Origin of the sequence: Spirosoma oryzae, from assembly GCF_003002825.1 — a bacterium.
Lineage (GTDB): Bacteria > Bacteroidota > Bacteroidia > Cytophagales > Spirosomataceae > Spirosoma > Spirosoma oryzae.
In genome coordinates this window covers 36,511-57,892 of record NZ_PVTE01000008.1, presented here as the reverse complement: position 1 = coordinate 57,892, position 21,382 = coordinate 36,511, and the positions used below count along the sequence as shown (strand labels likewise).

Here is a 21,382-nt window from a genome sequence, read left to right as displayed (position 1 = left end):
TTCAAAAAAGTAACAAGTTACGTCGTTGCCGATGCGCTGATCGTCTGGTAACGATCAACGTACTGCTAAATGCATTACGGGCGGTCTTGTAAAAGTATGTATAGCCTGTCTGCTAAAGGCTGTTGTAAAACTACTTTGAGGTCGATGTAACCTGTTTTTGAGTGCGAATAGTTACCAAGTATAAAATTGGTCGATATGAGTATATACTGAATGGGTTGGTTGGTTGAAAAAATAGGTATGCAGGGCAGAAGCAACGTGCGTTCATACACGCTTCGCAATCTTATCTCGATTGCTTTGTAACGTCTTTAGTTCTATTCGTATGCGAGGTGCCCAGAATAGGTCCTTACTGCATTTCTATCCCAGCGGTACATGATGGTGGCGTAGGGCTATGTGCTGCCCTGCTCATGAATAAGTCAGCCCCTGACTCCCGTACGGCGTTCGATTGCCGGGGAATCAGGGGCTGATTCAATACGTTGCCAGGTGAACCTGGATACCTAGAAGCTGTACGTTACACCGACGCGCGAGTTACGGCCCGGCTCTGCCTGCCAGTAGTAGTAACTCAGATAAGGCGAGCCCGAATACAGGTAGGTGTCAGCAATGTTGAACACGTTGGCCGTAATCCGGAACCGATCCTTTTCCCAGAACAAACCACCGTCGAGTTTAAAATAGTCAGGTAAGGCCTGCTGTCCTGTTGCGCCGGTCCAGGCCCAGGTAGTGCGGTCGCCCTGATAGGTGAAGCCGAGCGACGCGCCGAAGCCACGTAGCACACCCTGCTGTACACGGTAGCTCAGCCAGGCATTGGCGTTGTGTTTGGCATAGCCGGGCACTTTGTTCCCGACCAGTGATTCCGTGGCCGACTGCGCGATTTTTGAATCGGTCAGCGCATAATTGGCAACCAGGTTCAGGCCCCGAACGATTTCCCCGCGCAGGTCGAATTCAATACCCTGCGTTTTTGTTTGCCCGAACTGAACCACAAACTGCTCACCCGCCCGGTTAGTCGGATCGGCGGCATTCTGATTGTTTTGCAGGATGCTGTACAGCGCGAGCGTCGTGCTCCAGCGACCACCGAACCAGTCACGCTTGATACCGATCTCCCGGTTGTTACCGGTAACGGGTTTCACTTCGCCACCATCGCGCCGGACACCTGCTTGCGGAACGAACGACTGATCGTAAAGTGCGTAGACTGCCGTTTGCGGACCGAGCGAAACGCTCAGGCCAACGCGTGGCGTAAAGCGCTTGCCGGTCGTGATCGTGTTGTACGAATTCTGGCGTACGTCGGTGTAGCGCCCGGCCAGCGTCAGGCGGATGCGATTGTCGAGGAAGCCTAGTTCATCCTGTAGATAGGCCCCCGTGTAGGCTTGCGATACGACGCCATAAATGCCCGCCCGTTGGGCCAGCGACCGGCTCCGGTCGAAGGTAGGGAAGCCATATTTGGGGAGTCCGCGATTCGCCCGGTAAATGTTGAAGGTACCTGCCGAATCCAGGTCATGCGATTGATTCCAGTCGGCCAGGTATTCTTTGCTGCCCAGGTCCAGACCGGCCAGAATCCGGTGCTGAATGCCGCCTGTTCGGGTTGTTCCGTTCAGGTAAACCTGGCCGAATTTCATGATGTTCGAGGCATCCCAGATGCTCACGTACCGGCTCACGTCGCCGTTGGTCGCCACCGAGTTGACCCACATCGAACTGCCGACCTGCTGGTAGTTGAAGTATGACCCCTGCGCCGTGATTTTCCAGTTCGGGTCAATCTGATGCTGAATGTTCACCGTCAGGTTATGGTCGTTGACCGTAGTGGGATCGAGACCGGGTTCAGCGAAGGTAAAATCGCGGGGTAAGGTTCCGTAGCCACGCGTGTCAAAGACGTAGAAACTGCCTACGTTCGACATTTTCGAGTACTGGTAGATATACTCAGCGGTAAGTGTCGTCCGATCGCTTAGGCGGTAACTGATGACGGGCGCGATGCTGTAGCGGTTGTTAAATTCATAAGGGCGAAACGAGTTTTTGGTCTGTCCCATCGCGTTGAAGCGGTACAGCAGTCGACCGTCGGCGCTGAGTTTGCCATCCAGGTCGAGCGATGCCCGGTAGAAATCGTAGCTGCCCAGCAGCAGGCTGGCTTCACCTTTGGTGACACCGGTCGGGCGCTTAGTCACGACGTTGTAAATACCCGTTGGGTCGCCGTTCGACATCATAAAGCCAGCCGGTCCTTTCACGAACTCGATATGATCGACAAAGCTCATATCTTCGTTTAGCGGACCCCAGGACGAGGTGATGTTCATGCCGTTACGAAAGGCCGACAACCGACCGCCCCGCGCATTGATGCGTGAATACATATCACCCCAGTGTTCAAGCTTGGTCGCTCCGCTGACGTTGCGAATGACGCCGTCGCTCATGCTGGTAACCAGTTGGTCGGCCAGGACTTTGCTGGTGACTAACTGAATATTCTGCGGAATTTCGATAACCGGGGCTGCCAGTCGCAGCGACGACGATATGGTTGGGTCGGTGTACTTGCCACGGCCGGCGGTCACCATCACTTCCTGCAACTGATTGGTGTTCTCGTTCAGCGTGATCGTCGGTACGTCGGTCACCTGGCCGGCCTGTACACTGACGATCTGTTCTTTCGTTTCCAGACCGATCAGTGAAACCTGTAGCGTATACTCGCCCGCCTTGATATTTTTTACCTCATATGTTCCTTCGGCGGTCGACATAGCGCCCTGACGGGTTCCTTTCAGGCGTACCGTCACGGCTTCAACAGGGTTGCCATCAGCCGATGTGATCTTGCCACGAAGACCACCCGTCTGTGCGAACACGGCACTGCTACAAAAGCAAAGCAGCAGCGTGTACAGATATAGCTTACTCATAATACTTGGCTTAGTTATGAGCGCAAAAGTACTACTAGACTATTTATTTAGACTCTTTACAAATAAAAATTTTTAATAATTTACTTTCCTAGATACTGATCTTGCTTTGGAAATTGCCTATTAATCGGTTGATTATTAGCGATATAATGCGCTATCAGTCAGGTGTAGAATTGCTAACATTTAGTAAGTGGATGACTACACTGTTGGCAATTTCTGGGTTGCCTGCTAGCTTGCGGAATCGGTAGCTCAAGCGCATGTGCTACACGCACCAACCTGACCATGCTTTACAATCTGCTGCTCATTGCCCATCTTTTCCTAACATCAACAGATTCGAAACCACCGAAAACGTATCCGGTCGGGCAGATCAAGACGCGGCTCGGTGAGGTGCTTTTCTGGTTGTATGACGAAACGCCCAGGCACAAAGCCAGCTTTCTGAAACTGGCCAATGCCGCCTACTGGGATACGCTGACGTTCAATCGTGTGATTCCGAATTTTGTGGCGCAGGGTGGTTGCCCCGATACCCCCGCCGGATTTGCCGGCTCACCTTACCTGCTCGAACCTGAGTTTGTACCGACTGTTCGGCACGTATATGGGGCGGTCGGTACCGGGCGTGACGATAACCCCGGCAAGCTGTCGGCGGGTTGCCAGCTGTATATCGTGCAGAACAAAAAAGGCCTGCCCCGGCTGGATGATAATTACACCATCTTCGGGCAGGTCTTTAAAGGCATGGACGTCATCGACGCAATCTGCAATACAAAACGTGATTCAACCGATACGCCACTGGAACCAATCAAGCTCGACGTAAACGTCTTAAACCTGACAGCGTCGGAACTGAAAAAGCTGGGGTATACGGGTATAAAAAACTAGTGTTAGTCTGATGAATAGGGGCGCAAAATTTTTCTTAAGGAATACGTTTGGTAACGATGAACCATTCGAATACTATTATTAAAATAGAGACACTGATAAATTAATTAGTCAGTATCAATCTGTTCATGCAACAGTCTGCGTAGATATATGGAAAAAGACAAATGCTATGAACATCGGCAAGAAATGGATGGATGGTTTTGACCGCTTTGATACAAGAATGAATCATTGGCTGGTCGCGCACAGCATTACCTTGTTACGTATCGGTATGGGTATTGTCTTTCTGGGGTTTGGCGTGCTAAAGTTTTTTCCTGGTATCAGCCCGATCGAAGTACTAGCTACGCACACGACAAACGTACTTACATTCGGTGTACTATCCGGGCATTACGCTATGGATTTTGTGGCTGGTTTAGAGTGTATTATCGGTATTTGCTTTCTGACAGGCCGCTTTCTGCGTGTCGGCGTGTGGTTAATGGCCGTGCAGATGATTGGTGCCATGTCACCGCTGTTTCTGTTTCCAGCGGAATTATTTGTAGGCCCTTACCATGCGCCCACGCTGGCAGCTCAGTACATTATCAAAGACATTATTCTGGTTGCTGCCGGTATGGTGATTGCGTCCACGTGGACGGGTGCACGTATCGTTGCCGAGCCACAGGGATTGCGGCAGTCATTGCGAAAACGTGTATCGGATATGCGGCCTAAATTAAAAACGACAGTAACCGTATAAACAAAAAAGAGTGTGCTTCTTTTCGAGGGAAAAGCACACTCTTTTTTGTTTACCGGTTAAACGAGATTGCGTCGAATCGATGATTTATTTTTTGCGCGCTTTAGATGTGATGTAAAAAAATAAGGCTATTGAATGATCTATTTTAATTGATGATCAAGGACGTATTTTCTTATAACTGCGCCAGCAGATACAACACCGCCATCCGCACCGCGACACCATTCTCGACCTGATCGAGAATAATGCTGTGGGCTGAGTCGGCTGCATCCGATGTCAGTTCAACGCCACGGTTGATCGGGCCGGGGTGCATTAGCACGATCGGGCGGTCCAGCTCGTCGAGCATCTGTTTCGAGATACCGTAGTACAGCGAGTACTCCCGCAATGAGGGGAAGTACTTGATCTGTTGCCGTTCCAGCTGAATGCGCAGTACGTTGGCAACGTCGCACCAGGCCAGGGCTTCGCGCACGTCGTGACCCACCCGAATACCCAGCGCGCTCATGTGCTTGGGAATAAGCGTTTTCGGACCACAAACCATGACTTCGGCTCCCTGCTTCTGTAAGCAGAAAATATTGGAGAGCGCAACCCGTGAATGCGTTATGTCACCAATAATTGCGATGCGTTTACCGGCTACGTCGCCCAGCTTTTCGCGAATGGAAAACGAGTCGAGCAGGGCTTGTGTGGGGTGTTCGTGCGTCCCATCGCCCGCATTGACGACGTTGGCCTTGATATGCTGGGTGAGGTAGTGGGGCGCACCGGGGCTGCTGTGCCGCATCACGACCATGTCGACTTTCATGGCCAGAATGTTGTTGACCGTGTCGAGCAGCGTTTCGCCTTTCTTGACGGAACTACCCGAAGCAGAAAAATTCACAACATCGGCCGACAATCGTTTTTCGGCCAGTTCAAACGAGAGCCGGGTTCGGGTCGAATTTTCGAAGAAAACGTTGGCAATCGTGATGTCGCGTAGCGAAGGTACTTTCTTGATGGGGCGGTTGATGACCTCTTTAAACTGACTGGCTGTTTCGAGAATGAGTTGAATATCAGCTTCGGTCAGGTCTTTGATGCCCACCAAATGGCGGACGCTGAGGGATTGGGCCATACGAGCAGTCGGGGAGTAAGCGGGGGCAAAGATAACAGACGTATGGCTAAACCGGCAACTGGAACGTATTTACCGTTACTGCGGATCACTATCAGACGCACGAACCCTGATATCAAACTGATTGATCTCAATCACGTTGGCACCTATGTTCAGTCGAAAAAGTAAGGCATCAAAATTAGCGCGGAACATGTCCAGCAATTGCCTGTTCTTCATGTTTCCGCCCGTTATGTAGATTAGTTTATAGGGCTGCTTTTTAAGGAGATACGTAGTGAGGAAATCCTCGTCTTTCGTAATGACAACCCGCTGCTCGTCAACGCTGCGTTGACAAATAAAGGCGTCCGATATACGCTCCCCGGTCGACAACGTCGTTGCATGAATCGTGTCGAATCCCTTTTCGGTTAGCCAGCTCACTAGCAAGGGAGGCAACTGCTCATCGATCAAAAATTTCATGCTGCTAATGGCAGGGTACGGAACTGCGCCAGCCGAACAGCGTAGTTCAGACATGCCTGGATGTCTTCTGATTCGAGTCCGTCGTAGTCGGCCCGAATTTCTTCCCAAGTCATGCCACTCGCCAGTAATTCCAGTATTGTTGTCACGAGTATCCTTGAGCCTCGGATAGTAGGTTTGCCATGACAAACCGCTGGATCTATCGTTATGCGTTCTAGCATTACGCGGAAAGTTTTACAGTGTAAACAAAGATAACAGCCGATTAGATTTGGCCCTACTTCACTGGTGTAAACGTCATTTTGGGGTGCTGCATGGCGCGGTTCAGCAAGGTAATTTCCAGGTCGAGAATATGCTTCTCCGCGTCGACGTCAATCTTGTCCGGGTCGTCGCTGGGTTTGTGATAGTCGGGGTGACCGCCCGTGTGGAAAAACAAGACCGGAATTTGTTTGGCGTAAAAGGCAGCGTTGTCGGAACCACCATTACCCGCCCGATCCGTGAAGAATTTTATGGAACTGGTTACGCCAGTAAATACATCAGGCCATGTCGCGCTCGTGCCGTATCCACCGATGCCAACGCCCCGATCGGGGTTATAGCGGCCGATCATGTCCATGCAGATCATGAAATTCAGTTTGTCGAGCGGTAGCGTCGGGTTGTTCAGGAAATAGCGCGATCCCTGCAAGCCCAGCTCTTCGGCACCGAAAGCCATAAACAGCAGGTTGTATGGCTCCTTTACCCCATTTTTAGCGTAATGCCGTGCCAGTTCGAGTAGCCCCGCCACCCCCGATGCATTGTCGTCGGCACCGTTATGAATCTTGTCATGGGGCAACGAATCAAGCGAACTTCCCTGCCGGCCCATACCCAAATGGTCGTAATGAGCGCCAATGACAATGGTGTACGGCGCACCGTTGTCGAGAAAGCCAATGACGTTTTCTGCCGGACGTAGACTATCGGGTACGACGACCCGCCGAACTTTGGCAGTGAACGCTTGTCGGTATCCGTTCGTACCCAGCGGTGCCAAGCCGTACCGCCGGAACTGCTTCTCGATGTAACGGGCTGCTTTGGCGTTCTCCGGACTACCGGTCCCGCGTCCTTTCATCGCGTCGGCAGCCAGAAACTGGACGTGTTTACGAATGCGTTGCGATGCTGGCTCCTGGGCCAGTGAGACAAGCGGAAAGCAGAGCAGAAGCAGAAAAAAGCGCATAGCGGGTAGGGGAATAAACAGCAAAAATAAAGGAACCGGCTGCGAAACCGGTTCCTTTTAATCGATCAGTAAGACTAGCTACGTTAACCAATTGGTCGACCACCCGTTGCGCCGTAGACCATACCGGTAATGTAGCTGGCTTCCTGCGACGCGAGCAACACGTAAATTGGTGATAATTCGACGGGCTGTGCTGCGCGCTCCAGGTACGAGTCTTCGCCAAACTTTTTCACTTTTTCTTCGGGCATCGTCGATGGAATCAGCGGAGTCCACACCGGACCGGGGGCTACAACATTCACCCGTATACCTTTCTCAATGACCTCCTTGGCCAGTCCCTTCGAGAAGTTGACGATAGCGGCTTTCGTGCTCGCGTACGCCAGGATCGACGGCTCCGGCATATAGGCCTGAATGGACGCCGTATTGATGATCGAACCGCCCGGAGGCATCACCGGTACGGCCGCCTGACACAGGTAGTACATCGCAAAGACGTTGGTCCGGTAGGTACGCTCGAACTCGTCTTCGGGAATGTCCAGAAACGAATCGTGGGCCATCTGGAAGGCCGCATTGATGACCAGAATATCCAGACCGCCCAACTCATCGACAGTGCGTTGAATGAGTTGCTGGCAGTGCGCTTTCTCCTGAATATCACCGCTAATAGCGATCCCCTTCTGACCAGCTTCCTGAACGACACGAACCGTGTCCTGCGCGTCTTTATCTTCACTGAGGTAGGAGATCACCACGTCGGCCCCTTCTTTGGCGAAAGCGATGGCTACGGCCCGACCGATACCGCTATCGCCACCGGTGATGAGTGCTTTTCGGCCCGCCAGCCGGCCGCTTCCTTTGTAAGACGTCTCCCCGTGATCGGCTTTGGGGGCCATCCGGGATTCGGTGCCGGGGTAATTCTGATCGTCTTGTGGGTAGGGAGGGGCTGGGTACTGATGCCGGGGGTCCTGCAATGCTGTCATAACAGTTGAGTCTAGTTTTATAACTCAACCCCGGATGTCAGCCTGTTGTTGGGTATTAGTTAGGCTACCCAGCCAATTCAATGACCTGCCCGTCCTGACAGCGTAGCACGCGGGCGGGGTACTTGTTGCGCAAAATCAGTGAGTACGATCGATCCGTCTGGTTTTAGTATATTGCCGTAGATGCAGACAGACAGATAGATGGATACGTACACAGTCGACATTCTCAATCCAAAAGCACTACGGTTGCTTGAAGATTTAGCCGATATGAAACTGATCGATTTGAAAAAGGCGGGCTCGTCTGTTGACGCATTGTCAGACGAAGAAAGAGCCCTTGCTCGTGAGCGCGTGCTGCGGGGGGGGAGCCAAACGCTCGATGTTGACGAAATGATCGCGTATGTAAATGAGACTAGAGAACGGTCATTGCCCTTTCGTGAGGACTGATGAGACTATTCGATTCTAATCTGATTATCTATTCTGCGTCAGATAAATATGAACAGATACGATTGCTGATTGCAGAACCTGACGTAGCTGTTTCAACTATCACGAAGGTAGAAGCATTGGGCTATCATAAACTGCCCGAAGATGACAGGGACTATTTTGTAGCGTTGTTTAGGACAGTAAACCTAATGCCTGTAACGAACGCTATCATCGATAAAGCCATTGAGCTTCGGCAACAACGGAGAATGTCACTTGGTGACTGTTTGATAGCCGCTACAGCTTTATTGAACAAGTGCGAATTGTATACCAACAACACCGCTGATTTTGCGCATATCTCAGATCTAGTCGTGGTTAATCCGCTCGCCAGCTAATTTATTAGCCAGCTAATTCGATAACCTGCCCGTCCTGACAGCGTAGTACGCGGGCGGGGTACTTGTTGAGCAACTCGTAATTGTGCGTCGCCATAAACACGGCCGTGCCCGCACTGTTAATAGTTTGGAACACCTTCATGATCTGATCCGAGACGGCGGGGTCCAGATTGCCGGTTGGTTCGTCGGCGATCAGAATCTGGGGCTCGTTGAGCATAGCCCGCGCAATAACGACCCGTTGCTGTTCACCCCCCGACATCTGATGCGGCATACGCTTCTGCGCGGTGCCCAGCCCTACCTGCATCAGCACGTCGGCGATGCGGTTGTTGATGTCGTTCTTATTTGTCCAGCCGGTTGCTTTCAGGACGAACCGCAGGTTATCTTCAACCGACCGGTCGGTGAATAGTTGAAAGTCCTGAAAGACAATGCCGATTTTCCGGCGCAACATCGGTACGTCGCGCGGCTTGAGCGACTCAAGCGCAAAACCAGCGATGTGTCCTTTGCCGTTCCGCAAAAAGAGATCGGCGTATAATGTTTTCAACAGCGACGATTTGCCACTGCCCGTCCGACCGATAAGGTAGGCGAAATCGCCTTTGTGGATCTGAAACGTAACGTCGCCCAGCACCAATCGGTCGCCCTGATAGACGTCGGCGTGCTCGAAACTCAGAACGGGATCGGTAGAAAACATAGTGTTGATGAGTAGACAGGATTACAGGATTAACGGGATTTTGTTGGTATCATCAACACCGAGTGACGTCGAGCGATAAAAAGAAAATCTTGCTTATCCTGTAATCCTGTCCAAAAAATTACTTCTTAACGGGAAGATTTGCCTTTTCGTGGTCAGCCATGAACTTCGCCAGACCGCTGTCGGTCAGGGGGTGGTTCAGCAGGGCTTTGATGGCGCTCAGCGGAGCCGTCATCACGTCAGCACCAATTTCCGCACATTTGATAACGTGCATTGGTCCGCGTACCGATGCTGCCAGTACTTCGGTGTCGAAACCGTAGTTGGTGAAGATGGTTACGATCTGCGCGATCAGCTCCATACCATCGGTCGAAATATCGTCCAGACGACCAACGAAAGGCGATACGAACGACGCACCGGCTTTAGCCGCTACCAGCGCCTGACCGGCCGAGAAGATCAGCGTACAGTTGGTGCGGATACCTTTCTCCGAGAAATATTTGATGGCTTTGATACCGTCGGCCGTCATCGGAATTTTTACGACGATATTCTCGTCCAGCTCAGCGAGTTCGTCGCCTTCCTTGATCATCTCGTCGTATTTGAGCGAAATGACTTCGGCACTCACGTCACCTTTTACGATGTCGCAGATCTCTTTGTAATGACGCATTACGTTGTCTTTGCCCGTAATGCCTTCTTTCGCCATCAGCGACGGGTTCGTGGTTACGCCGTCGAGGATACCCATTTCCTGGGCTTCGCGGATTTCAGCCAGATTGGCTGTGTCAATGAAAAATTTCATGGTAAGGAGTGTTTGTCAGTACCGAGACTAAGCAGAATCAGCTGATTCTGTCGACAAAAATAGAGAAGATTCCCGCTAAGGCCGGAAGAATCCAAAAACTTAATCAATTCATACGGTGCGTACCGTCCTGCAAGCTGCACACGTAAATCAGCGTGTCTTTACCTGTGCGCTCCTTGTATTCGTGCCGAATGTTGGCTGCAAACGTCTCAACGGCTGCTGCTTCGATCAGATTGATGGTGCAGCCGCCGAAGCCACCGCCCATCATCCGGGCCCCGAATACCCCCGATTGCCGCCGGGCGATGTCGACCAGACTATCGAGTTCGGGGCAGCTTACTTCGTATTTTTCGCTCAGCCCGGCATGGGAACCGTACATCAGCTGACCAAAGGTGCTGAGGTCGTTGGCTTCCAGCGCCCGCACCGCATCGACCACCCGCGCATTTTCCTGCACCACGTACGAGCAGCGTTTGTAAATCAGCGCGTCCGCGTCGCGCAGGTGTTTGTCGAGCATGTCCATTGTCACGTCGCGCAGGCTGTGAATGTCGGGGTAGAACGTTTTCAGGAAGCGGACACCGGCCTCACACTCTGCCCGGCGGGTGTTGTACTCCGACGTTACCAGCGAATGTTTCACCTGCGAATCGCACAGCACGATACGAATAGCCTCGGTGGAGAGGGGCGCGTATTCGTACTGGAGTGACCGGCAATCGAGTTTGATGACGTGATTGGCCTTGCCCATCATGCTGGCAAACATATCCATGATGCCGACTTTCGCCCCGACGAATTCGTTTTCGGCCCGCTGCGACATTCGTAGCAACGTCATCCGATCGATGCCCAGGTTAAACAGCTCGTTCAGCGCAAAGCCTACCGCGTTTTCGAGCGCTGCCGACGACGACAGACCCGAGCCGATAGGGATAGTGCCCGTAAAGACGCAGTTGAACCCACCGACAGTGTGGCCGGCAAGGCGTAGCTGAGCGACGACACCCAGCAGGTAGTCCAGCCAGGAATGGGTAGGGGTTAGCTCCGACAGGGAAACGTCACGGCTTTTGCCGAGGTCGTGCGCGACGGCATGAATACGATTGTCGGTGCGGGGCGAAATTGCCAGATAAATGGCTTTGTCGATAGCCGCCGGCAAAACGAAGCCTTCGTTGTAATCGGTATGTTCGCCGATGAGGTTGACCCGACCGGGCGAACAAATAAGCAGGGGAGACTGATCGGCGGGGAACGATTGGTGGTAAATGGCCGTCAGTTGAGTAAGCAGGTCCATACAGTGCAATGGTTACGGGCAGTCGTACGACTACTTACGTAACAAAAGAAGGGTCGGAGACTGCGATACCGCCCGAAAGGGCAAAAAAAAGTGGCAAATCAATGTCTCACCGCTACGACCACCTACCCTTGCTTCGGTCAAGACCTGGGGGATTCAGCAGGAGCTGGTAGCACCGATTTGCCGATGCAAAGTTAAGCGATTGTTGCGCGAACGACCAAATTTCGCGGCTACCTTTGTGGAAATTTAAAGAGCGAAAGATTGAAAGAGCGAAAGAGCGCCAGCTCTGGATCTCACTCTTTCAGTCTTTCGCTCTCTCGCTCTTTATTAACAATGAGGAAGTTAATTGCTGTACTAAGCATCGTTTCGGCGCTAACCTTCGGCTGTACGTCGTCGGAAGATTTTGTCGAACAGGGCCGTAAATTAATGCGGGAAGGTAAGTTTCGGGACGCGTTACAGGTCCTGAATCAGGCTGTCGAAGCCGATGACGCCAATGCCGAAGCCTTCAACACACGGGGCGTTGCGTATTTCGAACTGAAAGAATACGCCAATGCCGCACTCGATTACGATCAGGCGATCAAGCTGAATCCGGACTCGTACCGGCCTTATTACAACCGTGGGTTGATGAAAGTAGCGCAGAATAATCTTACGGGAGCCCTGAAAGACTATTCCGACGCCATTCGGCTGGCCCCCGATACGAGTCAGCGTATGGCCGCCGAAATTTATCTGAACCGGGGGCAGCTGTTTGCGACACAGGGACAGGTGCAGCCCGCTATCACCGATTTTTCGCAGGCCATCAAACTCGATTCGAAAAACGCGATGGCGTATTATAATCGGGGGAATCTGTACTTTCAGCAAAAGAACCTGGCCGGCGCTGTCGCCGATTTTCAACAGGCCGTCGTTGCTGACCCAAAGTTTGGTAAGGCATTCTACGGACTGGGTATCGCGCAGATTGTTCAGGATCAGCGCGAGCCGGGCTGTTTGAGCCTGAAACAGGCGCAGCAACTGGGGTATGCCGATGCCGCTAATGCCGTCGCGCAGTATTGTAAGTGAGCGTTCACGGTTTACAGTATACAGTTTTCGGTTGTCTTGACCGAAGGCTGTTGGTGTTGCTGATTATGAACACCGAATACTGTAAACCGTATACTATAAACTGTAAACCCGTTATGCGTAAACCGATTGCCCTTGTTTTCGGGCTGCTGTTTGTCTTGTTTGCCGCCCTGCAATACAATGACCCCGATCCGGAAGTGTGGATTCCGATTTATGGGCTGGCGGCAGTGGCTTGCTTCATGACCTGGGCAGGCGCAGCCCGCTGGTGGTTTCTGGCGGGTATGGCTGTGATGTATGCCGTTGCCACGGTTTATCAATGGCCACCAAAATTCGAGGGGTTCCTGTTCAGTGAAATAGGAATGCGCAGTCTGAACATCGAACTGGCCCGCGAAGCCGGTGGTATGGCGCTCTGCTCACTGGTCATGGTGGGGCTGGCGGTACTGACCCGATCGACACCACCGATACGCCGATGAAACTGATCGAATGCCCCCGCGACGCCATGCAGGGACTGGCTCATTTCGTGCCAACAGCGCTGAAAATCGAGTACCTGAACGCGCTGTTGCAGGTCGGATTCGATACGCTCGACTTTGGAAGTTTCGTATCGCCCCGCGCTATTCCACAACTGCGGGATACGGCTGACGTATTGGCGGGACTTGATTTGTCGGGCACCACTACAAAACTGCTGGCTATCGTGGCCAATCTGCGTGGAGCTGAAGACGCACTGCGTCACCCCGTCATACAGTATGTGGGATTCCCTCTATCGGTATCGGAAACGTTTCAGCAGCGCAATACAAATAAGTCGATCGCACAAGCGGTCGAGGAGGTACGAGCCATCCAAAACCAATGTGAAGGGGCAGGACGCGAGCTGGTTGTTTATCTGTCGATGGGTTTCGGCAACCCGTATGGCGATCCCTACAGCCCCGCACTGGTAGGTGACATGACGGCGCAACTGGTTGATCTGGGCGTGCGCATAGTCGCCCCGTCGGATACGGTCGGTAGTGCTACGCCCGAGGCTATACAAGCTTTGTTTAGTCACCTGATTCCCGCTTTTCCGGAGCTTGAATTTGGTGCCCATTTGCACGCGTCACCGGGTCAGGCACCCGCTAAAATTCGGGCGGCTGTCGGAGCGGGTGTCCGGCGAATAGATGGGGCGCTACACGGCTTCGGTGGTTGTCCGATGGCCACCGATCAGCTGACCGGAAACCTGCCTACGGAAGAAATCATTCAGACGCTTATTGCGGAAGGTATAGCCCTACGTATCAATCAACATGCCTTACAGGAAGCTATGCGGCTCTCGACTGCGGTATTTTTGGTGTGAAAAAGGAGGATAGACGAAAGAGAAAAGAAGAAAGACAAAAGATGGCTGAGTTAACGTCTCTTTTCTCTTTCGTCTATCCTCTTTCCTCCTCTATCACATAAACATGGCCTGAATTTCCTCCTTGACAGCCTTCAGGGCAGCGGTTGTCGGCATCCGGTCTTTCTGGATGATGCGTTCGAAAATGCGCTTCGATAGTTCAAGCGCCGGTGCGTCGGGCCGAACATCGCCCGCTGCCTGATTGACGAGCGTGTTCACCTCGTTCATCGCCGTTTGAATCTGATCCCATACATCCTGACTCATGTACACCTGCTGCGACAGGTTATGGTTGTATTCGTCCCGGATTTCCTGTAGAAGTCGTTGCTGTAGTTCGAGAGCCGACACGGAATTATTACCTAACCGCAGCAGCAGATTATTGGGACTGATTCGTTCAAGAAACAACACCATTCGTTCGTATGCTTGTAACCGCACCGGCACGACAGCGTCGGTGTAACGGGTTTTGGTGTCATGCCGATACCGGTCGGCTTCGCGCTCGAGCAACAGGCGTACAGTTACGTACATGCCATACAGTACCAGTCCGGCAGGTATAATCAGCTTAAGAAAATCACTCAGGAGTTCCATGAAAAGACAATAAAGGAGTACGCGAAAAATAGTAAATTTGTCCAGTATGTATTGACGCCATCTCGTTACAGGTGGCCTTTGTGCCGATTACATGACTAGTATGCTTGATAAGCCCGTAACCGTTCAGGAAACGGCCCGCCAGCAAATTCAGGATACACTACAGACCAACAAAATTCCGGCGGAGTACGGACTACGCGTTGGTGTTCGTGGCGGTGGCTGTGGTGCGTCCTGGCTGTTAGGCTTCGATCTGCCCGGTCCAACCGACGAGGTGTATAACGTTGAAGGCGTACGTATCATTATTGACCGCAAACATTTACTGTACGTACTGGGTGCCGAAATTGGGTATGAGCCGGGTGGGTTCACCGTTGAGAAAGGTGCATCTGCAAGCCAGTAGATCCCTGGTTTCAGTAGATACGTACCCATTTTCTGCCAAATCTGGCATGATTTTAGTCTTTTTTACAGCCAAACCATCCCCGTTGAGGGCCTGTGAAGCGAATTGAGCAACATATCTTTCTGGTATTGGCTGTTCTGGCATTTACCCTGTCGGCGCTTTGCTATTGGTTTCTAGAGCAGAATGCGCCCGGTGCGGCTGATGAGCAGTACCTGAGTGCCGTTCAGCAGCGGGTAAAAGACGAAATGCGCACAAGCAGCGAGGAACTGAACCTGGTTGCCGGCAAATTACAGCAGACAGCTGAGCTGACGTTCAGTAACCTGAGTGTGCCAACGCGTTTCCCGTACTACATTTTTGAAAAGCAGCGCGGACAGGCTGGAGCGCCTAAACTGTTGTATTGGTCTGATAACCAGTTTATACCAGATTACAGTCGTGTTGCTACGATCACGTATCCCCGGTTGGTATCCTTCGAGGGGGGGCGCTACATTGTTAGCCGGCAACGTGTTATTCGGGCGGCTGATACACTGACCGTGTTCTCACTGGTAAACGTGTACCGGCACTACCGCAACGACAACGCGTATCTGCACTCCGGCTACAATCCTGACCTGTTCGCTACCGACCCGACCGCGATCACCAGCGATCGAAGCAAGCCGTATCAGATCATTTACGATAACACGCCGATTTTTCTGTTTTCGGTTGTGCCGCCCAAAATTCACGCGTACCAGAATCAAACGACGCCCGTAAACACGATTATCCTGGCCACGCTGGGCGTCGTGTTTTTGGGGCTCTACGTATTTCAGTTCATGCTGCTTTTGCAGCAGAAGCGTCGGTATGGCTGGGGTTTTTTCTGGCTGGCGGCCTACCTGCTGATTCTGCGGGCACTGATGCTTTATTTCGGCGTCCCATTTCTGTTCATTGAGTCGGATCTATTCAATCCCCAGTTTTATAATTCGTCAGCAGTGGTGCCGTCGCTTGGCGATCTGTTGCTGAATTCGCTGGTGGTGCTGTTACTCGCACTGTACTGGGTAAACAATTACTACCGATCGCGCTGGTATAACCAACTGTTGCAATTGCCGGAAGGGGCACGGCATGGCCTTTCGGTTGTACTGGTCATTCTGGGCTACGTCGTTTTTGTCGCTTGCTATGCCGAAATCAACAACATCTACGAGAAGTCGCAGTTTACGCTCGACATCACGCTGAGTATTCAGTTTACTGCGCTTAAGGTGGCATGTCTGCTGATATTCATTTCGGTTTCAACTATCTATTTCCTGCTGACTCACCTGTTGGGCAGTCTGTTTGTACGGTTCAATCGCAAGGGATGGGGGGGCTTACTCTGGTTAGTGATTGGAACAATACTGGCCGTGATGTGGCTGTACGTAGCCAGCTTGCCAGTCGAGCCAGTGCTGGCGTTGAATGGTATTTACTGGTTTCTGCTGTACCGCTACCGGTTCCCCCGAACCTTATACATGTTTCGGTACCAAACGTCGATATACCTGTTTCTGGCTGCGTTTATTTCAGCGGCTGCAACGGCGTATGTGGTTTACCAGCAGGAACTACAGAAGCAACTGGCTCAAAAACAGTCGTTCGGTCGACGGATTTTGGCCGAAAACGATGAGTTGGGTGAGTTTCTGATGAGCAAGGCCCAGAAATCCATCGCGACTGATCCCGATATCATCCAAATTCTGCGCAACGATACCCTGAAATTTCAGCATCAGCAGATTCAGCATCGCGTGAAAGGGGTTCACCTCGATCGTTATTTTGACAAGTATAAAATCGACGTAATGTCGTTCTGGCGTACCGGTAAGTCGACGGATATATTGTCGGAAGCGAATCGACTCATGATGCTGAACAACCGATACCGACAACCGGGCTATCGGACGGCTTATCCCGGTGTCTACCTGCTCAACGAAGCCACCCGGCAGTCGTTCAAACAGTACGTCTGCTTCATTCCCATCCGGAGTACCGCTGATACTACCGTGCGGGCCGACACGCTTGGCTATGTCGTGATCGACTTCCGTTTACAGACCGTAAAGCCCGAGAACTCATACCCGGAGCAGTTGGTCGATACGCGGTTTATTCAGCAGCCTGATATGCCGGAGTATAGCTATGCGATCTATAGTGGCCCCGGCCCCGGTGGTAAACCGTTGCCTAAGCGGCTTTACAGTTCGGGTAGTTATAATTACGAACGTCGGATGCCCCTGTCGATGCTGACCGACCCCGCACTTTTTCAGACGGGAATTGTCGTTAACGACAGTCGACACGTTGGTTTGTGGGGTAAGGGTGGGCGGCTTGTCGTCGTCTCGTCGGTTGGGTATCCGCTTCAGAATGTATTCTCGAACTTCTCGTTTCTGTACCTGCTGCTGGTGCTGACGGTGATCGTCGTCATCATACTTTACGCCGTTCACTACAGCCGATCGCGATTCAGTATCAATTACTCAACGCGGATTCAGATTCTGCTGAACCTGGCTTTCTTTCTGCCACTGGTGCTGGTTATCGTCATTATCCTGACCGTTATCAGCAATAATTACATCAACAATCAGGAAAATACGTACGTCACCAATGCCCGAAACATTGCGGCTAATCTGGTGACGACACTCGATGAGCTACAGGCCAAGCGACGGACCAAAGCGTCGATGGAAGAGGAATTGGGCAAAGTGGCCCGCGATGCGGGTATCGATATCAATTTGTTCGATGCCGAAGGCGTGTTATACAGTTCAACGCGTCCGCTGATTTACGAAAGCGGCTACCTTTCCAAGCGAATAAATCCGGCCGCTTACGTACACATGATCGAAGACAAGGAGAATCAGAGATTGTTGCCGGAGTCGTTGGGTCGGAAGCAATACAGTACGGCCTACGCCAGTATCAAATCGTTCGACGGGCGGTTGCTGGGCATTCTGAGCGTACCTTATTTCTACGCCCAGCCTGAACTCGACCGGCAGTTGATCGAGGTTATTTCCTCGGCTCTGAGCATTTTCACGATGCTGTTCCTGTTTTTCCTGATTCTATCGTACTTCGCGTCAATCCTGTTGACGAAGCCACTAAAGATTCTGACGGGGAAAATCAGCAAAACGAACCTGGATCAACTGAACGAAACCTTACCCTGGCGTTCTGACGACGAGATTGGCATGCTGATCCGGGAGTACAACCGGATGCTGGAGAAACTACAGGAAAGTAAGCTGGCGCTGGCACAGAATGAGAAGCAATCGGCCTGGCAGGAGATGGCCAAGCAGGTTGCGCACGAAATTAAAAATCCGCTGACCCCGATGAAACTGACGCTGCAACACCTGCAACGAACGCTTCCCGGTATGCAACCCGAGAACGCAACAGCCCGGCCGGTCAACGATACTGCCACGCGCCGGATTATGCAGCGCACATTCGACTCGTTGCTTGATCAAATTGATAACCTGAGTGATATCGCTACGTCGTTCTCGGACTTCGCAAAAATGCCAATGCCGAAGAATGAAACGTTCGAGATAACGGCCGTAATCAACAAAGCGGCCGATTTATACGCTGACGATCAACGAATTAGTCTGAGTCGGCAAATTGCCAGCGGGCCGCTGATGGTTATTGGCGACCGGCAACTAATCGGCCGTATTCTGACCAATCTGCTTATCAACGCTATCCAGTCGGTGCCCGCCGACCGAAAGCCGACGATCGAGTTGCGGGTGTACACCTACGAAGAATCAGTTCGGATTGAACTTCACGACAATGGGGCTGGTATCCCGGAAGCCATTCAGCCGAAAGTGTTTCTGCCTAACTTCAGCACGAAGCGGGGCGGCTCTGGTTTAGGATTGGCGATTGCGAAGCGGGGGGTTGAGCACGCCGGCGGTAATATTTGGTTTGAAACAACTGAGGGGGTTGGCACTTCCTTCTTTATATCGCTTCCGCTCGTGGAAGCGCCAACCTTGCTCACTATCTAGGATTTCACTTCCGAGCGAACCTTCTGCCGGCTTGCCGGAGCCGGGTGTTGCTCTTCGTCGATACTGACGTGTTTCCAGTTTTCGCCTGACCGAATGCGATTGAGTTGCGTATGAGTGATGCCAAATTGCTTGGCGATCATCTTGAGCCGGTTCTTATCGTTACGCAGTAATTTCTTGATGATCTTGACCTTACTTTCGGTGAGTTTGTAATTGCTGGTCGCCCGCTTTACCACCCGATCCTTCAAATTCGGATTTTGCCGGTTGTGCTCGATCATCTCCTCCTTCGTCACAAATCGAAGGTTCTGATAAAAGTTATTCAGCTTATCAAAATCAAGGTGAATAACATACGTATCATCCGGACCACCAGGTTGGCAAAAATGACTGGCTACCAGCTTGTGTACGTAGCGATTCAACGTCTTACCCTCCGCACGAATATTCAGCGATCGGTAGCCCTGAATGGTAGAGCCTTTTATGATCGTACCGACCTCTGTCTGCCTATCTGTGGTCGTGGTGCTTGCGCGCGAACCCGTTTGGAAACTCCGTAGCCTACCGTAGTTCGAAACTTCGTAGCGGGGTGGGTTCTCTACTTCATCAAACGAGATGGGAGCCCATTTTTCATTCCAAAAACTTTGGTTCTTCCGATCACTCATGGGTAATTCTGTTAAGTGCGCTGAATGGTATATGTATTGATCAACTGTGTGCCGTATTGATGAACAAAACGTAAACAAAGTTTTGCCACAATAGTTAGCGATAAATTTAATGACGACCTGATTGCCCTAAGAAAGAGGAGGTAAGGAAGGGTATATAAGGATACATACCTATGGGTAAGCGCGAAATTACCTATTTTTTGTTTAAGTATCCATAAACAAAGTTTTTTTCTAAAAACGTCCTGCTGAACCACGGTGGGTGCGGAATCGTTTCATCGGGAGGCTGGTAGACCTACAACAAACAGATGAGCACAAGTCGAAAAAAAACGGTAGTAATTGGTGCTACAGAAAATCCCGCGCGCTACGCCAATCAGGCTACGCGTAGTCTGCTGCGGTATGGGCACGATGTCGAGTTGATCGGATTACGAGCTGGAACGGTAGCCGGCCATACGATTCAGACGGGGCAACCTATGCTGGATGACGTCGATACCGTAACGTTATACGTTGGTCCGCAAAATCAGGCTAATCTGTATGACTACGTAAAGGCAATGAAGCCCCGTCGGGTGATTTTTAACCCTGGAACGGAAAACCCGACTTTTGAGCGAGAACTGCAACAGGCTGGTATCGAGCCGATTGAAGCGTGTACTCTGGTGATGCTATCAGTTGGAAATTATTGAATGACTGAATGACAGAGTGATTGAATGCTACTGGTAGATTCAATCACTCTGTCATTCAATCACTCTACCATTTAATCAAAGCTGATCCCCAGGTGAAGCCGCTGCCGAAAGCAGCCAGACAAATTAGATCGCCGGACTTGACACGGCCCTGTTCGTAGGCTTCCGTCAACGCGATCGGAATCGAAGCCGCCGTGGTGTTGCCGTAATACTGAATATTGTTGAAAACTTTTTCTTCGGGTAGTCCCATCTGCTGCCGGACGTACTCCGATATGCGAATATTGGCCTGGTGGGGCACCAGCAAGTCGACATCGCTGGCCTGATAACCATTGGCCGACAGGCCTTCGTTGATTACTTCCATAAATCGCACGACGGCATGTTTGAACACGGTATTTCCGTTCATGACAACACTGCTGTCCGCCGAATCGGCCGTGCCTGCGTTGATAAAATGGTCTTCCCGACTGCTACCTGGATCTTTCAGGTACAACTCTTCGGCATACCGTCCGTCGGCGTGTAGGTGTGTCGACAGAATACGGTGTTCGGGATCGGTAGTGGCCTGCACGACGGCGGCTCCGGCACCATCACCGAAGATGACGGCGACATTGCGACCTTCCGTTGTCTTGTCCATCAGTGTCGACTGAATCTCCGATCCGATGACGAGGGCCGTTTTGTACATGCCCGTTTTGATGAATTGATCGGCAATGGAAAGGGCGTAGACAAAGCCCGAACACTGCTGTCGCACGTCGATTACGGCGCAGCCTTCCAGGCCGAGTTCGCGCTGCATCAGGAAGGCCGATCCAGGAAAGTAGTAGTCAGGCGAAAGGGTCGCGTAAACGATCAGGTCGACGGCTTTCGGTTCCAGGCCGGCCCGGTCGAGTGCCATACGCGCAGCGGCTGTCGCCATGCTGGCGTTGGTGTCTTTACCGTAGGTAAAAAAGCGACGTTGTTTGATGCCGGTTCGCTCCTGAATCCAGGCATCGGAAGTTTCCATGTATTGGGTTAAGTCGTCATTCGTCACCACGTTGTCGGGAACGTAGAAGCCTAACCCGGTAATTCGTGAATAAGTCGTTGTCATT

22 protein-coding genes are annotated in these 21,382 nt (G+C 51.8%); 10 read left to right on the top strand and 12 right to left on the bottom strand.

Going from position 1 to position 21,382, the window contains the following annotated elements:
- Window positions 1-494: 494 nt before the first annotated feature.
- Window positions 495-2,855, bottom strand: a complete 2,361-nt coding sequence (locus CLV58_RS10955; protein ID WP_106137853.1) for a TonB-dependent siderophore receptor — start codon at window positions 2,853-2,855, stop codon at window positions 495-497.
- Window positions 2,856-3,134: 279 nt separating this feature from the next.
- On the opposite strand from CLV58_RS10955, the gene CLV58_RS10950 reads away from it, so the two are divergent.
- Together CLV58_RS10950 and CLV58_RS10945 are read left to right on the top strand one after the other, a co-directional pair.
- Window positions 3,135-3,722, top strand: a complete 588-nt coding sequence (locus tag CLV58_RS10950) for a peptidylprolyl isomerase (protein ID WP_106137852.1) — start codon at window positions 3,135-3,137, stop codon at window positions 3,720-3,722.
- A 166-nt stretch (window positions 3,723-3,888) separates the two neighbouring features.
- Complete coding sequence (locus tag CLV58_RS10945; RefSeq protein WP_211300845.1) at window positions 3,889-4,446, top strand: DoxX family membrane protein; 558 nt, start codon at window positions 3,889-3,891, stop codon at window positions 4,444-4,446.
- A gap of 169 nt (window positions 4,447-4,615) precedes the next feature.
- Here the strand turns inward: CLV58_RS10945 and CLV58_RS10940 are convergent, their stop codons facing one another.
- The 5 genes from CLV58_RS10940 to CLV58_RS10920 form a co-directional block, all read right to left on the bottom strand.
- On the bottom strand, window positions 4,616-5,539 hold the full coding sequence (locus CLV58_RS10940) for an aspartate carbamoyltransferase catalytic subunit (protein ID WP_106137851.1): 924 nt from the start codon (window positions 5,537-5,539) through the stop codon (window positions 4,616-4,618).
- A 75-nt stretch (window positions 5,540-5,614) separates the two neighbouring features.
- Window positions 5,615-5,989, bottom strand: coding sequence for a DUF5615 family PIN-like protein (locus tag CLV58_RS10935; RefSeq protein WP_106137850.1), 375 nt, complete (start codon window positions 5,987-5,989; stop codon window positions 5,615-5,617).
- A complete protein-coding gene (locus tag CLV58_RS10930) occupies window positions 5,986-6,207 on the bottom strand; it encodes a DUF433 domain-containing protein (RefSeq protein WP_106137849.1) in 222 nt (73 codons plus the stop codon). The genes CLV58_RS10935 and CLV58_RS10930 overlap by 4 nt, the downstream gene beginning before the upstream one ends.
- A gap of 53 nt (window positions 6,208-6,260) precedes the next feature.
- Window positions 6,261-7,187 carry a M20/M25/M40 family metallo-hydrolase gene (locus CLV58_RS10925; RefSeq protein ID WP_106137848.1) on the bottom strand — a complete coding sequence of 309 codons (927 nt, stop codon included), beginning with the start codon at window positions 7,185-7,187 and terminating at the stop codon, window positions 6,261-6,263.
- A gap of 83 nt (window positions 7,188-7,270) precedes the next feature.
- Window positions 7,271-8,149, bottom strand: a complete 879-nt coding sequence (locus CLV58_RS10920) for an SDR family oxidoreductase (RefSeq protein ID WP_106137847.1) — start codon at window positions 8,147-8,149, stop codon at window positions 7,271-7,273.
- A gap of 198 nt (window positions 8,150-8,347) precedes the next feature.
- Here CLV58_RS10920 and CLV58_RS10915 point away from each other — a divergent pair, with 198 nt between their 5' ends.
- Window positions 8,348-8,590: a hypothetical protein gene (locus CLV58_RS10915; protein WP_106137846.1), complete on the top strand. Its 243-nt coding sequence runs from the start codon at window positions 8,348-8,350 to the stop codon at window positions 8,588-8,590.
- On the top strand, window positions 8,590-8,958 hold the full coding sequence (locus tag CLV58_RS10910) for a type II toxin-antitoxin system VapC family toxin (protein WP_106137845.1): 369 nt from the start codon (window positions 8,590-8,592) through the stop codon (window positions 8,956-8,958). Before CLV58_RS10915 ends, CLV58_RS10910 begins: the two co-directional genes overlap by 1 nt.
- Window positions 8,959-8,962: 4 nt before the next feature.
- Here the strand turns inward: CLV58_RS10910 and CLV58_RS10905 are convergent, their stop codons facing one another.
- From CLV58_RS10905 to CLV58_RS10895, 3 genes are all read right to left on the bottom strand, one after another.
- On the bottom strand, window positions 8,963-9,643 hold the full coding sequence (locus CLV58_RS10905; protein WP_106137844.1) for a cell division ATP-binding protein FtsE: 681 nt from the start codon (window positions 9,641-9,643) through the stop codon (window positions 8,963-8,965).
- 118 nt (window positions 9,644-9,761) lie between these two features.
- Complete coding sequence (gene fsa / locus CLV58_RS10900; RefSeq protein ID WP_106137843.1) at window positions 9,762-10,430, bottom strand: fructose-6-phosphate aldolase; 669 nt, start codon at window positions 10,428-10,430, stop codon at window positions 9,762-9,764.
- A gap of 103 nt (window positions 10,431-10,533) precedes the next feature.
- Window positions 10,534-11,691 (bottom strand): galactokinase, encoded by a 1,158-nt coding sequence (locus tag CLV58_RS10895; RefSeq protein ID WP_106137842.1) that lies wholly within the window; start codon window positions 11,689-11,691, stop codon window positions 10,534-10,536.
- Between the two features lie 330 nt (window positions 11,692-12,021).
- Here CLV58_RS10895 and CLV58_RS10890 point away from each other — a divergent pair, with 330 nt between their 5' ends.
- From CLV58_RS10890 to CLV58_RS10880, 3 genes are all read left to right on the top strand, one after another.
- Entirely contained in the window at window positions 12,022-12,741 is a 720-nt protein-coding gene (locus tag CLV58_RS10890; protein ID WP_106137841.1) for a tetratricopeptide repeat protein, read from the top strand.
- A 113-nt stretch (window positions 12,742-12,854) separates the two neighbouring features.
- On the top strand, window positions 12,855-13,211 hold the full coding sequence (locus tag CLV58_RS10885; protein ID WP_106137840.1) for a transmembrane 220 family protein: 357 nt from the start codon (window positions 12,855-12,857) through the stop codon (window positions 13,209-13,211).
- Window positions 13,208-14,056, top strand: a complete 849-nt coding sequence (locus CLV58_RS10880; protein ID WP_106137839.1) for a hydroxymethylglutaryl-CoA lyase — start codon at window positions 13,208-13,210, stop codon at window positions 14,054-14,056. The genes CLV58_RS10885 and CLV58_RS10880 overlap by 4 nt, the downstream gene beginning before the upstream one ends.
- Window positions 14,057-14,149: 93 nt before the next feature.
- Here the strand turns inward: CLV58_RS10880 and CLV58_RS10875 are convergent, their stop codons facing one another.
- Window positions 14,150-14,674, bottom strand: coding sequence for a DUF7935 family protein (locus CLV58_RS10875; protein WP_106137838.1), 525 nt, complete (start codon window positions 14,672-14,674; stop codon window positions 14,150-14,152).
- Window positions 14,675-14,774: 100 nt separating this feature from the next.
- Between CLV58_RS10875 and CLV58_RS10870 the strand changes: the two genes are divergently transcribed.
- Both CLV58_RS10870 and CLV58_RS10865 read left to right on the top strand, forming a co-directional pair.
- Complete coding sequence (locus CLV58_RS10870) at window positions 14,775-15,068, top strand: iron-sulfur cluster assembly accessory protein (protein ID WP_106137837.1); 294 nt, start codon at window positions 14,775-14,777, stop codon at window positions 15,066-15,068.
- A 92-nt stretch (window positions 15,069-15,160) separates the two neighbouring features.
- Window positions 15,161-18,985 carry a sensor histidine kinase gene (locus tag CLV58_RS10865; RefSeq protein WP_106137836.1) on the top strand — a complete coding sequence of 1,275 codons (3,825 nt, stop codon included), beginning with the start codon at window positions 15,161-15,163 and terminating at the stop codon, window positions 18,983-18,985.
- Here the strand turns inward: CLV58_RS10865 and CLV58_RS10860 are convergent.
- Window positions 18,982-19,635 (bottom strand): NUMOD4 domain-containing protein, encoded by a 654-nt coding sequence (locus CLV58_RS10860; protein WP_106137835.1) that lies wholly within the window; start codon window positions 19,633-19,635, stop codon window positions 18,982-18,984. The genes CLV58_RS10865 and CLV58_RS10860 overlap by 4 nt on opposite strands.
- A 302-nt stretch (window positions 19,636-19,937) precedes the next feature.
- Here CLV58_RS10860 and CLV58_RS10855 point away from each other — a divergent pair, with 302 nt between their 5' ends.
- A complete protein-coding gene (locus CLV58_RS10855) occupies window positions 19,938-20,309 on the top strand; it encodes a CoA-binding protein (RefSeq protein WP_106137834.1) in 372 nt (123 codons plus the stop codon).
- A gap of 64 nt (window positions 20,310-20,373) precedes the next feature.
- On the opposite strand, the gene CLV58_RS10850 is transcribed toward CLV58_RS10855, so the two are convergent.
- A complete protein-coding gene (locus tag CLV58_RS10850; RefSeq protein ID WP_106137833.1) occupies window positions 20,374-21,381 on the bottom strand; it encodes a 3-oxoacyl-ACP synthase III family protein in 1,008 nt (335 codons plus the stop codon).
- Window position 21,382: the final 1 nt, after the last annotated feature.

What these genes read in the sequence shown, in the direction of transcription:
- CLV58_RS10935 (WP_106137850.1), bottom strand. Translation starts at nt 5,989, where the DNA reads ATGAAATTTTTGATCGATGAGCAGTTGCCTCCCTTGCTAGTGAGCTGG.
- CLV58_RS10950 (WP_106137852.1), top strand. Translation starts at nt 3,135, where the DNA reads ATGCTTTACAATCTGCTGCTCATTGCCCATCTTTTCCTAACATCAACA.
- CLV58_RS10870 (WP_106137837.1), top strand. Translation starts at nt 14,775, where the DNA reads ATGCTTGATAAGCCCGTAACCGTTCAGGAAACGGCCCGCCAGCAAATT.
- fsa (WP_106137843.1), bottom strand. Translation starts at nt 10,430, where the DNA reads ATGAAATTTTTCATTGACACAGCCAATCTGGCTGAAATCCGCGAAGCC.
- CLV58_RS10895 (WP_106137842.1), bottom strand. Translation starts at nt 11,691, where the DNA reads ATGGACCTGCTTACTCAACTGACGGCCATTTACCACCAATCGTTCCCC.
- CLV58_RS10905 (WP_106137844.1), bottom strand. Translation starts at nt 9,643, where the DNA reads ATGTTTTCTACCGATCCCGTTCTGAGTTTCGAGCACGCCGACGTCTAT.
- CLV58_RS10920 (WP_106137847.1), bottom strand. Translation starts at nt 8,149, where the DNA reads ATGACAGCATTGCAGGACCCCCGGCATCAGTACCCAGCCCCTCCCTAC.
- CLV58_RS10890 (WP_106137841.1), top strand. Translation starts at nt 12,022, where the DNA reads ATGAGGAAGTTAATTGCTGTACTAAGCATCGTTTCGGCGCTAACCTTC.
- CLV58_RS10955 (WP_106137853.1), bottom strand. Translation starts at nt 2,855, where the DNA reads ATGAGTAAGCTATATCTGTACACGCTGCTGCTTTGCTTTTGTAGCAGT.
- CLV58_RS10925 (WP_106137848.1), bottom strand. Translation starts at nt 7,187, where the DNA reads ATGCGCTTTTTTCTGCTTCTGCTCTGCTTTCCGCTTGTCTCACTGGCC.
- CLV58_RS10880 (WP_106137839.1), top strand. Translation starts at nt 13,208, where the DNA reads ATGAAACTGATCGAATGCCCCCGCGACGCCATGCAGGGACTGGCTCAT.
- CLV58_RS10860 (WP_106137835.1), bottom strand. Translation starts at nt 19,635, where the DNA reads ATGAGTGATCGGAAGAACCAAAGTTTTTGGAATGAAAAATGGGCTCCC.
- CLV58_RS10885 (WP_106137840.1), top strand. Translation starts at nt 12,855, where the DNA reads ATGCGTAAACCGATTGCCCTTGTTTTCGGGCTGCTGTTTGTCTTGTTT.
- CLV58_RS10850 (WP_106137833.1), bottom strand. Translation starts at nt 21,381, where the DNA reads ATGACAACGACTTATTCACGAATTACCGGGTTAGGCTTCTACGTTCCC.
- CLV58_RS10915 (WP_106137846.1), top strand. Translation starts at nt 8,348, where the DNA reads ATGGATACGTACACAGTCGACATTCTCAATCCAAAAGCACTACGGTTG.
- CLV58_RS10940 (WP_106137851.1), bottom strand. Translation starts at nt 5,539, where the DNA reads ATGGCCCAATCCCTCAGCGTCCGCCATTTGGTGGGCATCAAAGACCTG.
- CLV58_RS10945 (WP_211300845.1), top strand. Translation starts at nt 3,889, where the DNA reads ATGAACATCGGCAAGAAATGGATGGATGGTTTTGACCGCTTTGATACA.
- CLV58_RS10930 (WP_106137849.1), bottom strand. Translation starts at nt 6,207, where the DNA reads ATGCTAGAACGCATAACGATAGATCCAGCGGTTTGTCATGGCAAACCT.
- CLV58_RS10855 (WP_106137834.1), top strand. Translation starts at nt 19,938, where the DNA reads ATGAGCACAAGTCGAAAAAAAACGGTAGTAATTGGTGCTACAGAAAAT.
- CLV58_RS10875 (WP_106137838.1), bottom strand. Translation starts at nt 14,674, where the DNA reads ATGGAACTCCTGAGTGATTTTCTTAAGCTGATTATACCTGCCGGACTG.
- CLV58_RS10910 (WP_106137845.1), top strand. Translation starts at nt 8,590, where the DNA reads ATGAGACTATTCGATTCTAATCTGATTATCTATTCTGCGTCAGATAAA.